The organism is uncultured Treponema sp. (assembly GCF_946187725.1).
In the GTDB taxonomy this organism is placed as follows: Bacteria; Spirochaetota; Spirochaetia; order Treponematales; family Treponemataceae; genus Treponema_D.
In genome coordinates this window covers 1-10,655 of sequence record NZ_CAMHSK010000058.1, presented here as the reverse complement: position 1 = coordinate 10,655, position 10,655 = coordinate 1, and the positions used below count along the sequence as shown (strand labels likewise).

At 40.1% G+C, this 10,655-nt stretch carries 13 protein-coding genes; all 13 read right to left on the bottom strand.

Going from position 1 to position 10,655, the window contains the following annotated elements:
• Positions 1-60 precede the first annotated feature (60 nt).
• A complete protein-coding gene (locus tag Q0Q74_RS13515; RefSeq protein WP_294431678.1) occupies positions 61-939 on the bottom strand; it encodes a phosphoadenosine phosphosulfate reductase family protein in 879 nt (292 codons plus the stop codon).
• 161 nt (positions 940-1,100) lie between these two features.
• Entirely contained in the window at positions 1,101-1,805 is a 705-nt protein-coding gene (locus Q0Q74_RS13510) for a hypothetical protein (RefSeq protein WP_294431676.1), read from the bottom strand.
• Entirely contained in the window at positions 1,802-1,972 is a 171-nt protein-coding gene (locus Q0Q74_RS13505; protein ID WP_294431674.1) for a hypothetical protein, read from the bottom strand. Before Q0Q74_RS13505 ends, Q0Q74_RS13510 begins: the two co-directional genes overlap by 4 nt.
• On the bottom strand, positions 1,959-2,408 hold the full coding sequence (locus Q0Q74_RS13500; RefSeq protein ID WP_294431673.1) for a hypothetical protein: 450 nt from the start codon (positions 2,406-2,408) through the stop codon (positions 1,959-1,961). The genes Q0Q74_RS13505 and Q0Q74_RS13500 overlap by 14 nt, the downstream gene beginning before the upstream one ends.
• 11 nt (positions 2,409-2,419) lie before the next feature.
• Positions 2,420-2,815: a hypothetical protein gene (locus Q0Q74_RS13495; RefSeq protein WP_294431671.1), complete on the bottom strand. Its 396-nt coding sequence runs from the start codon at positions 2,813-2,815 to the stop codon at positions 2,420-2,422.
• Positions 2,816-2,929: 114 nt separating this feature from the next.
• Positions 2,930-3,289: a hypothetical protein gene (locus Q0Q74_RS13490; RefSeq protein ID WP_294431670.1), complete on the bottom strand. Its 360-nt coding sequence runs from the start codon at positions 3,287-3,289 to the stop codon at positions 2,930-2,932.
• A complete protein-coding gene (locus Q0Q74_RS13485; protein WP_294431668.1) occupies positions 3,270-3,545 on the bottom strand; it encodes a hypothetical protein in 276 nt (91 codons plus the stop codon). The genes Q0Q74_RS13490 and Q0Q74_RS13485 overlap by 20 nt, the downstream gene beginning before the upstream one ends.
• A 62-nt stretch (positions 3,546-3,607) precedes the next feature.
• The gene (locus Q0Q74_RS13480) at positions 3,608-5,317 is read right to left on the bottom strand and encodes a hypothetical protein (protein ID WP_294431667.1); all 1,710 of its coding nucleotides are present in this window, start codon (positions 5,315-5,317) and stop codon (positions 3,608-3,610) included.
• 102 nt (positions 5,318-5,419) lie between these two features.
• Positions 5,420-5,593, bottom strand: coding sequence for a hypothetical protein (locus tag Q0Q74_RS13475; protein ID WP_294431666.1), 174 nt, complete (start codon positions 5,591-5,593; stop codon positions 5,420-5,422).
• Positions 5,594-5,770: 177 nt separating this feature from the next.
• On the bottom strand, positions 5,771-7,804 hold the full coding sequence (locus Q0Q74_RS13470) for a hypothetical protein (RefSeq protein ID WP_294431665.1): 2,034 nt from the start codon (positions 7,802-7,804) through the stop codon (positions 5,771-5,773).
• Positions 7,805-8,077: 273 nt separating this feature from the next.
• On the bottom strand, positions 8,078-8,683 hold the full coding sequence (locus Q0Q74_RS13465; protein WP_294431663.1) for a DUF6266 family protein: 606 nt from the start codon (positions 8,681-8,683) through the stop codon (positions 8,078-8,080).
• Positions 8,684-8,821: 138 nt separating this feature from the next.
• Positions 8,822-9,460, bottom strand: coding sequence for an alanine-zipper protein (locus Q0Q74_RS13460; RefSeq protein WP_294431661.1), 639 nt, complete (start codon positions 9,458-9,460; stop codon positions 8,822-8,824).
• Positions 9,461-9,519: 59 nt separating this feature from the next.
• On the bottom strand, positions 9,520-10,266 hold the full coding sequence (locus tag Q0Q74_RS13455; protein WP_294431660.1) for a hypothetical protein: 747 nt from the start codon (positions 10,264-10,266) through the stop codon (positions 9,520-9,522).
• Between the last annotated feature and the right edge of the window lie 389 nt (positions 10,267-10,655).

Genomic DNA, 10,655 nt, shown 5'->3' with positions numbered 1-10,655 from the left:
GGGGGTAGACACACCACGGCTCAATGCCGTGGTGGGGCTATATAAAAACTTCCCAATAAGTCAACTTTTTAATCTATAACCCATTTCTCGGTAAACAGTATATACCGGGTTCCAAATAAACTCTGCTTTCGCTCGTTCATTTGGCAGAAGTTTTTCGAGCGTATCAAGTTCTTTTTGCAAATTACGCTCATAAGGACATCCTACGCAACCGGTTCTTTTGAATCCGTACGGTGCATAATACAAAACGCACAAGCGAATCTGAAAATGATTGATGTAAGATTCAATAAAATCATCGTCCATTGGGGCGAGTGGGTGGAAACGGTGCAACTTGTCGCCGTCAAAAACCAAACATTTAAGTTGCTCTCGCAAGCCTTTTTCTGCTCGTCTCATGCCTGTTAAACCAATGTGACGCCCGCTCTCTTTTTCGTAAAGTGCGAACGGCTCTTTTTTGAACTTATAACAACATTTTTCAGAAATCTTGAAAGGAAGCGGTTTGTTAAACATATCTTGCAGAACTTTTGGGCAACTGTGAGGAGTATTTGCCTTTGGCTCTGCATATTTCAAAACGCAACCTGTTTTTCCTTGCCGTGAATAAATGTCGCAGATGTGAGAATGAAACTTGCTTTTGAATGGATAGCCGTATTCTGCAAGTGTTTTCCTTATGTCTTTCTTTGGGCGAATGATAAAAAATCGTTCATCTTCGTTTGCAAGCTGCCGGACAAACCTTTGAATCTCCAAATAGTCAAGACCTGTATTTGAATAGATTCTAGGTATTTTGTTGTCGGGCAAAGCCCGATCAACTAAATCAGAAAGAACGGTCGAATCTTTGCCACCACTGAAAGCGATGTAACCGTTTTCAAGAATGTTGTAATCTGTTGCAATCTGTCGGATTTTTTGAATCCTATCATCAATCAAAAACAATAGCTCTTTCTTTTCCATTTTTTTTAATCTCCTTTTCTTCAAAAGTAATTGTAGAAAAACTTTTTCTACATATCGGGCAAAAATATTCGCCGATATGACAATACGGAACTTCTTTACAGTACGGACAAACCAAATCGCCCGCCTTTGTAAAAATCAATTTCACTTCGCTTTCCCCCTTTTTAATCAAGTATTACAGATTCTATAAAGTTTTCTGCAAAACGGCTTGAAATCCGGGAACGAGAAAAACCGTGGTTTTTCTCGATTGGATTGTTTTCTCTTGGACTTACAACTATTTTTTCTAAATAGAAATTGGGTATGCAATTTAGAAAAAAGAATTGTGTAGGTTTTTTGAAATAATCGCCCCACAACATTCTGTTTTTGATGATTAAACACGGCTTAATCGGGAAAAACTGTTTAAGAAAATTAACTTTTCCATAGGGATTTTCGATAATCAATTTAAAGTGTTTCTTTCTTGCGATTATGCACAAACGGCACAAAATGATATAAAAGTCTGCCCTTGTTTTCATATCAACAATGCTTCTGTGAAGTTTATCTTCATCTGAAAAACCTTTCATTCCGAACGAATCGCCACGGCTGATAAGCTGCGATTGGTCAGAAAAATATGTACATGGAAAAAACGCTACAACCAAATCGTTATCTTTTATTTCCGCAAAAACTTCTGATGATTCGTCATAGTATTCTTTATTTATTTCCAAAAACAAATCAGTCTTTTTGACTTCTTTGTGTTCTGCTTCCAAATCGTAATCAGTTGCAACAAATCCGTATTTCTCAAAAGCCTTTTTGAAAGTTCCACTTCTTTCAAAGAATAAATGAACTTTTGAAGTATTACTCAGCCCAAAGTTTTTTGCCGTTCTCTTTTTCATTTTCCACCTCGCATTTCTTCAATAATTTCGTTTAAGTCACTGAGTTTTACGGTATATTCAGCGACACGATTTTTATAAAAATCGACTTGTTTAACTGCTTCGTGAAGCAATTCTTCCAGAGCCTTTTTTGTTTCCAAAAGTTGATAAAGTCTTTTATTCTTCGGCATTGATTAACTCTCCATATTTCCAAGTGAATGAAAGTTGATAGTTTTCTTCCAAGTGCTTTTTCAATTCTTCTTGTGTGCAACAGACCGTTGAAAGAAAGTCTTGAGACTTCTTAATCCAACAATGTAAAGTTTTTCCTGTAGCATAATCAAAAATGAAAATCGCTTTAACCCGGCCAACTCCACCAATAATTTTCTGTGCGGTTTCTTTTGCCGTTTTTTCATTTTTCCATTTTTTCCACCAATAAGAAACTTTGTCTTTTCGCCAACTGTTCAGAATCGGGCGACCATATTTTATTTGAAAGTGTCTAACGATTCGTAAATCCAATTTGTGTGTTAATTCGTTCGGTATAAAAACACCCATTGAAAATCTTTTTTCTGCCATGAAAACTAACTCCATTTTGTTTGATGTGAAAAATCCGTGTGGATCATCTTCCACACGGATTTATTTTACTGTTCTTTCTGTTCTTCGATTTCTGCCTTATCAATAAAATCTGTGACATTCAAAAAGCCGTCTTTTGAGCGAGTTATCAAAATGCGGCCTGTTTTGCCCTTCCATGCTTGATAAGACAAAGTGTTAAAACCACCTTCCAGACCAAAGCAGAGTGCGATTTTTGACATTTTCAAATTAAATGATTTCTGTTGCTTTTCATCGTTCGGGTCTACGACATCAAACAAATCAAAGACATTTGGAACCCGGTTTTTACCGTCTTTGTAAGCAAAATAAAATCTGAGAACTGCATAGCCCTTCAAATCTTCTTCTCGAACCTCTGTGAGTGTAACATCATACTCACCTGTAACCGCTTTCAACGGTGGCTGAACAAATTGATAATTCTGACCAAACATAATTTTTTCTCCTGTTAAAATATTTTTGCTTGCGCCTGTGGCATAAGTGGAAGCCTAGAACAAATCGAACTCTGTAGCTTCTGTTTCCATTTCGGAATGTTGAAGCTGCCGATTTTAGCCCAAATCTGAAAATAAGTCGTTCTGCTTATTTTCGGTTGTCTTTTTTTTCGGTGGTGCATTTTGGAATCTCCTTTTTTGCTTAGCACACAAGCCCGATTTTTCCGGGGGCTTGTAACCTTGCGTTTCTATCATAAACTCCAACGGAGTTTTTCCCAAAATTGAATAATTGTCGGGCAATTTGTAAAACATAAAGTCCGACTTTTGAAAGTGGCTATTTTGCCAACTGTTCAAAAATTGTTGGTGCTGCAACGAATTGAAAACACACTTATCTGTGCAAAGTGCAGATATTTCTTTATCCGTGCGGATAAAATAGCGTGGTTCATAGTCGCTTGTTCTAATCGCTACAAAAGCCATTTTCTTTTAGCCATCCTTCTTCTTCGGCTCGCCTTTCGGCAAACTGATTTTTAATTTCTTCGTGCATTTCACGAGTTTTACAATCAACGATTGTTTTTTTGAAAAATGCTAAAGCATTATCAGCGTTTACCAAAGGATTGCAAAGATTTTCGCTTAATGAACATATCCGGGAATTGTCGTTTTGATTGTGATTGTGACAAGGGCAAGTTTTGCAGATTTCTAAGATGATTCTGTTTTCGATTTGATTAGCAACCATAAAATAACACTCCTTTTTCGTTTATCTTTATTTAAGAATTATAATACCGCTAACGGAATATGTCAAACAAAAAATGTTGCTTTGCACATTGCTTTGAAGAAAATCTGCTCTGCCTGTGAAAACTTATCGGGAACACCTTCAAACCACATCGAGAACGACTGAGCGAACTTTTGCCATTTTTTAGGCAAAACAAACGGATAAAGAATCGGATTTGTCGAATAGATTGCCGATAGGCACGGAAGTATTTCATCTTCGGGCAGAACTTTAGAATATTTTTTGACTAATCGCCTTTTGAAATCGTTTATCATATCTTCTGAAATATGAGTTGTCAGATACCATTTTTCAAGTTGCGGAGTGATTAACTCTCTCTCTCGCCATAATTCTATAAAATAAAACCAATTATTTCTTTTCTGCATAAATGAAATATCGCCATTTACAAATAAATCAGCCAACTTTGAGAGAATACAACCTTTGCAAGATAATCTACACCCACTTTCAGCGATTTTTTTGTTCCTGGCAAGTGGCAAATCTGCCAAACGGCTAGGCTCCACTTTGTATAATTTCAAAAGTTCCCCACGCTGATGTGAAAAAACAGGATTTGCACAGTTAAGCGGCGACTTAATACATAGCGTTTTCAAGTAGGCAATCGCAAAATCACGCTCTTCTTCTGTGAGGGGGGCGAGTGGTGCGGGCGGGTCGTCTCGCTTCGCTTTTTCAGAAATAGAAAACTCAGTGACATTTTCCGCCTGTGCGGTTTGCACGGTCGGAAACTCCAACTTAGAGACACGAAAAGCCCTGACTTCTGCAATCATTGGAAGAATCATTGTAAGGACTTCTTTTTTATCAGATTCTGACAGACGGCTTTTTCCTAAAAGTTCACGAATATCTTTGTCCTCTGCTTTTGAAATGTATTTAGAAAGATAATTCGATGTGTCTTTTCTGCGGTTTTTATCAATCTGAGAAAATCCACACTTCCATTTTTCTGTAAAGAAATCTCGTAAGCTGCCGTTGTTCATAAAATAGCAATGTTTTTTCTTTGAATATTTGTAACTACAATTTGAAAAGTCGTAATTTGTGTAAAAGAGTAAGTGAGCGTGTGGGAAACCGCTTTTATGAGATTCCAAAACGACAACATATTTTCCGCCAAAAGTGCGTGTTAAATCCTTTAGAAAATTACCTAGTTTTTCGCTCATGTATTTCCAAGCGTGAATAAAATCGCCCTCAAAATCTTTCTGGGCGAGTGTTAGAGTGGCAAAAAAGCATTTTTTATAATGTTCATCAAGAGTTTTGCAAGCATCGTGGATTCGCCAATACTGCTTTAAGTTGTAGGCCGGAGTGCCTTTAGCGTTCACAAGAAAAAAACGGTATCTGTCACTAAACCAAGAAGCGAGATAGCCCCACTTATCGGAAACTTTTTTAAGAAGTGGCTTTATAAGTGGCTCAATGCTTTCACCTTTTCGAGAACATTCAAAAACTTCTGGATAAAGCAATTCTTTTGATTTACGATGTTTCTTTTCTTCTTTCTTTGGCTTCGGATTTTCTGCAACCGTGACCGGGATATTAAAAGAGCAATGATATTGTTGAGCTGCACCGTCTGCAAGTTTGATTCTGTGATAGCGAACACCACTGTCAGAAACTGCTTCTTCAAACATTCCGCTTTCAGCGAACGAATAGTAAGCCAATTCTGACAAAATTATTCGTTGTGTTTCTGTTATTTGGGTTTTTTCTAGCGTTTCTGCGTTGACGGTTTTTAGATACTGTGTTATATTCATTTTAGGTTAAAAATCCTTTTCACGGTCTTTCTGACGGTCATCAGAAAGCCAAATGTAAACGCTCCGTTGTTTCAAACCGCCCTTCCGGGCGGTTCTTTTTTTCTAATCGGAGTTTTTGCAACGCTTAACAAGCGTGACTAATATCTTCGCACCAATAAGCAACAAAGATACAAGATTTTTTTTGGAAAAGACGATTTCGCGAACTTCTCCCAAAGGATTTTTCGCTGAATCTCGTGGCACTCCTTGTGAAATGCTTTTATCTGTTCCTCGTTCCACACTTTTACCCCCCTGCCGAAAACTCCCTTGCCTGCTCCGCTTTAGCGGATCATGGCAAGGGAAACAATCGCTTAAAGTGTTTTTAGGATAAACGACAGAAAAAAAAGCGTCAACTGTATAAAAAAGTAGACACGCTGTATCTAGCGTGTCTACCGTGCCATGAGCACTATTTTTGCGTTAATCGTTTGATGTCAAATCAACATCGATTGAAGCAAGCTGCCACCTGTTGTTTCCGTCTGTGATGTACATTGGATAACCTGACAAACTAATTGTTGCATCTTCGCCCTCTGTTCGTCCGGCTCCCTCACAATTTGCTTCAAAGGTGATTTCAACATCATCGTGGGAAGAACTCATGATTACATTGGCACTATCAATTGTGACAGTAAAGACATTTCCGCCCTCTTCGCCAATCTCGACATCTGACGGATTTACAAGCGTTAAACCGCCCGGGGCTGTATTTGGAGAAACATCAGAATAATCAGCCAGTTCAAGATAGAAGCCGAAGCCGTCCATTCCGATATTGCCCGAATAATTCCAATCAGAACTATCCAAAGTCTGAACACCGTTTTTAACGGCCGTAAACTGTTGAGCTGCGAGCGTGTAAGTAACACCACTTGCAACAAAGTTTTCTGCCTGTGGAAGTGACGACATATCAGAAGCAAGCAAGATTGTAGAATTATCGTAATCGGCACCCGAAACGGTGATTTTTCCGCCCGAATAGCCAACGGTGATACTTGCCGTTTTTGACAACTGATTGACGAAATTGTGATTCTTCACTGTAACGGAACGATTTCCGCCACCACTTGTGATAGTTGCTAAATCGTTGAAAGTAGCTTCCCATTTCTGAGAAGTTGTAGACCAACTGAAAGTAAGCGGCGACATGGTGCGTGTAAGGTCTGTAGATGTAATTGCTTGGGCGGTTGTTCGCTCTGGGTTGTAAGTTACACCGTTGCCAATGATAACAGTTTCCATTGTGATTGTAGAACCACTTGGGAAAGCTGGCAAGTTTTCACTTGCGGTGACTCCACTATTCCACTCCAAATAATTTGTTCCTAAAGTATAGCCTGTAAGAAGAAGATTGCTAATTGCACCTTTAAGAACTGCTCTACCTCTGACTGCACCCGATTTTGAAGTAATTTCCGGGAGACTTCGGGAGATTCTGAATCTGTAGATACTCTCGTTTCTTTGGTAGCCGTTGATTGTATTTTTGTAAGTTCGTGTAAGGTCTGTAGAAGAGAAACTTTCTGTTGCGTTCTCTGCATCCGCATGAACGGTTGAACTCCACGATTTAATTGCTGAAATGACTACTTCTGACCCGGCCGGGAAAGCAATCAAATCTTGACTGTCGGTTGCTTCGCTTGTATAAACCATAGCAAACTTACCGCCATTGTTTATCAAAGAAACGGTCGGATTAGAAATTGTTGTAATCGCACCATTGACGACACCTTTCAAACTGGCAACAGTAATCGAATTGTCGCCCGACTGATAATCTTCGCCAAAAGTGAATGTAAAATTGTTTCCGCTTCGTTCGACACTCGTAATTGATGTATCGAATGTGTGATGCTCTGGAGCTGCAATCGGCAAATCGATTTGAGCACTTGCGATTAAGTCCGTGAGTGAATCTGTATCATCGCATGAAACAAACCTGGCTTTAGTGCCATTTGGAATTGTTAGACCTTCCGGCAATCGGAAAGTAAAAATGTTTCCGCCCTCTTCGCCATTTGAGCCAATGCAAAGTGCTAATCTGTCTTTCCAAGATTCCGCACCCGGCAAAAGTAACAACATTGTCAAAACTCGCTCTTCTGTTGGGGCTATTCCCTCTACAGTAACTTGAATGTGCGTTTCATCTACGACTTGCGTAATAGTTGCTGCCGAAATGATGTTGGGAACTGAAAAAGAAGTCGGGTATAAGGGCAATCTATCCATTTCTGAATAGTTCAAATCTTGCAATGCCCTTGCGGTGGACATTCGAGCGTTCCACAAGGTTTTTGATGTCGTGTCAAAAGCTGTGACTTTTGCGTTCATTTGTCCGGCTAACTGTGCATAGAAAACACAGTCGGAAAAACGCTTGCGGTTTGCTTGCTGTACCTCTGTTTGTGGATTGTGCGGTACAACATACGCTCTAACGGTGCGGATGTTTTTCCAACGCTGACCAACGGTAGCACCAAGTTTGCCATAGTAGCCACCCGCCAAAGTGTTAAACTTTGCCATAAATACACCTCTCTATATTTTGTTAATAAACTCCCCTAGCGGAGATTCTAGGACAAAAAAAAATCACTGTCAATTTTTTGACAGTGATTTTTGTAAAGGTTGCATGGTTTTGAAGAATTGCTTTAGCGGGCAAAAACTTTTTTATTTCAAAAAGATTTCGCCCATGTCCTTTAGAATAGACCACCCACTAAAGCACCAAGAAAAGCTATCAGCCCTTCAAGGATAACTTTGACTGTAGATTTTGTTCCGTCAGACATTTAGAACCCCCCAAACTTAGGCGATTGTTACAGTGAGGTAGTCACTGAGCGAAGCAATCTTGTTTGAACCTCGTTTGTCAAGGTAGTAAACATAGATGTCAACATCGCCTGTAATGAATGTCAAAGTTGATGTGAGTGTTCTGGCATCAGCGGCGGCCTCAACAACTTCTACCATTCCTGAATCTTCCTGTACCATGACGGCTACCAACTTCGCATTTTCTGTGAAGTTTGTAGCAGTTGGGGCAGTCCAAGTTACAGTAACTTTTCCCGCATTTGCAGTAGCTGCTTCGCCTGCAACTTTCTGCAAACCGCCCTTTGAAATTACAAGGTTGGCTTTTGTGAAGGTATTGCCCGCAACCATTTCTTTGTTAAGTTTAACAATGGCATTGCGGACAGACATTCCCGATGTGTCGAGGGCAGATTTGTAGCGAATCTGGTCTGCAAAGAGTGCTACGAAAGCATTGATTGCTTTAAAGCCACTTCGTACAGTCTGCTGAGCCTGTGTGTTTGGATTTGCGGGTTTTGTGAAAACTCGCTCTGTAGAAAGGTTCTTCCACTTTGCACCGACAGTCTGACCGACTTTGCCGATGTAGTTACCTTTCAAGGTGTTCATTTTTCCCATAGGATTTTCCCCCTGTTAGATAGTATACTTTTTTATACAGTACAATTTTGGATTTTGTCAAGTCTACGGAACTTGTACGGACAAAAAAACCCACTCTGTTAAGAGTGGGTATGTGATTTTATTCAGAAAAACTACTGTTTAGTTAGCAATTAAAGATGCGTTTATGCCGACAACATTTAAGAATAAGGTTACTGCACTATCTAAGGAATTGGAAAATACAATAGCCCCACTTGATGGGTATACAAAAGCAAGAACGCCTGTATTGGCTGAGGCTTCATGAGCACTGAAACCACTTGCCGTTTTCTGCGAGAATAAGGAATACGGAAGACACTCCGTTGCATTTGCTCGTTGTGCAACACCTTGAAGCAAAATACCTTGACCAACTGCCAAACTTAAAAGACTTTTGCCTATAAGTGTCGCAAGCTGCGGGTTAGAAATAGTTGTATCCCCCTCGGCAGGGATTTGTACTTGATAATAACCACAAGTTAAACCTGTAGGTGGGTCTTTAGTTGCAACTTCATTTATTGCAGAAACCAGGTCTGTTTTTGCCGTTGTCTCCAAATCGGCAAGGTCTCCGATTTTTTCATCCGCCTGTGTTGCCGTCTGACTTGCTTGTGTTGCCGTCTGACTTGCTTGTGTTGCCGTCTGACTTGCTGATGTTGCCGTCTGACTTGCTTGTGCTGCCGACTGACTTGCTGATGTTGCAGTGTTTCTTGCGGTTTCATCTTCCAAGCCGTAGATTTCGCTTGCAAGTTCTATGCCTTTAATATCTGCCATAATTTTTACTCCTGTAAAATTGATTTATTTAGTTTTGGATCTGCGTAGCAGTTTCAAAACTAATTTTCAAGCCAATGCAGAATATTATCTGCAAAAGAAAAATCGCTATCGCTGAAAGTAATAATACCTTCATTGTAGCGTGGTGGCTCATTCAACGGCATTAAGCTGGTGTATAAAATACCGTCAATGACAAAGTTTTGTGTTTCCGTATGGAGACACAAGCCGTTAATTATCTTCTTCCCGAATTGTACGGAACTTTTGAACATTACCACGCTTAGGCTGACAAAATCCGAATAATCCCAAGAAAAAGAGACCGTCTGACTAACACTTGAAAACGCACCACCCGCTTTCACTGTGCCGTTATCAGTTACAAGAGCGATAAAAATATCTTCTCTTGTTGTATTTGCAGAATACGGAGCGTTGATAAACTCTATTTCTGCCGTTTTTGCTTCCAAATCAATGTTGATGTTTCCAAAACGCAAGCTGCTATTTGACGGTATGACTTCAACAAGATTTGCCAATTGGAAAGAATGGTTTTTGACACACGGTTTAAGCCATTTTGCGACCGCATTATGTTTGTACATCGTCTTATCGCTAAGATTCAGATACCGCCAAAATGTTTTAGCGACATAAGCGGAAAAGCGATTCAACTTTTCAAAAGCCCTTACACTTTGCGTTTGCGTTCTATTGTGCGGACTGTGAGAAAAGGGAATTGCCTTTTCGATAGATTTACCGTACTGTCTGACACCGTAAGTCTTTCCGACCTTGCCGACATAATCGGCTCTTAAAGTGTTCATTGTACCCATAATTAGAACTTTACGAGATAATAAAGAAATTGTAAAGAAAAAACCTCGAACGGTGGCTGACCGTTCGCGCGAGCGTTCAGCGAGCAGTGAAAGACCTGGAGCGGAGCGATAAAAAAAAGGCGAGCGGAGCGAGCAAAAAATGCCGTAAGAAAATCTTTTGGATCGCGCGAGCGTTCCAAAAACTATTGCAAGAAAAACGCTGGCACTGTCCGTGATTCGGCGATAGCCGTTGCGTGGGAGTGATGGGCGGAACGGCAAGGATAAACACCCCTTGTGGGTGTTTTTGCCGTTTTGCCCTGAGCTGCCACGCAAACAAGCCCAAACTAATCAAGAAAATGCTACACTACTTTCAGTTGCCGGGCTTCCCCCGCCCGGCTCCCTAGATAATC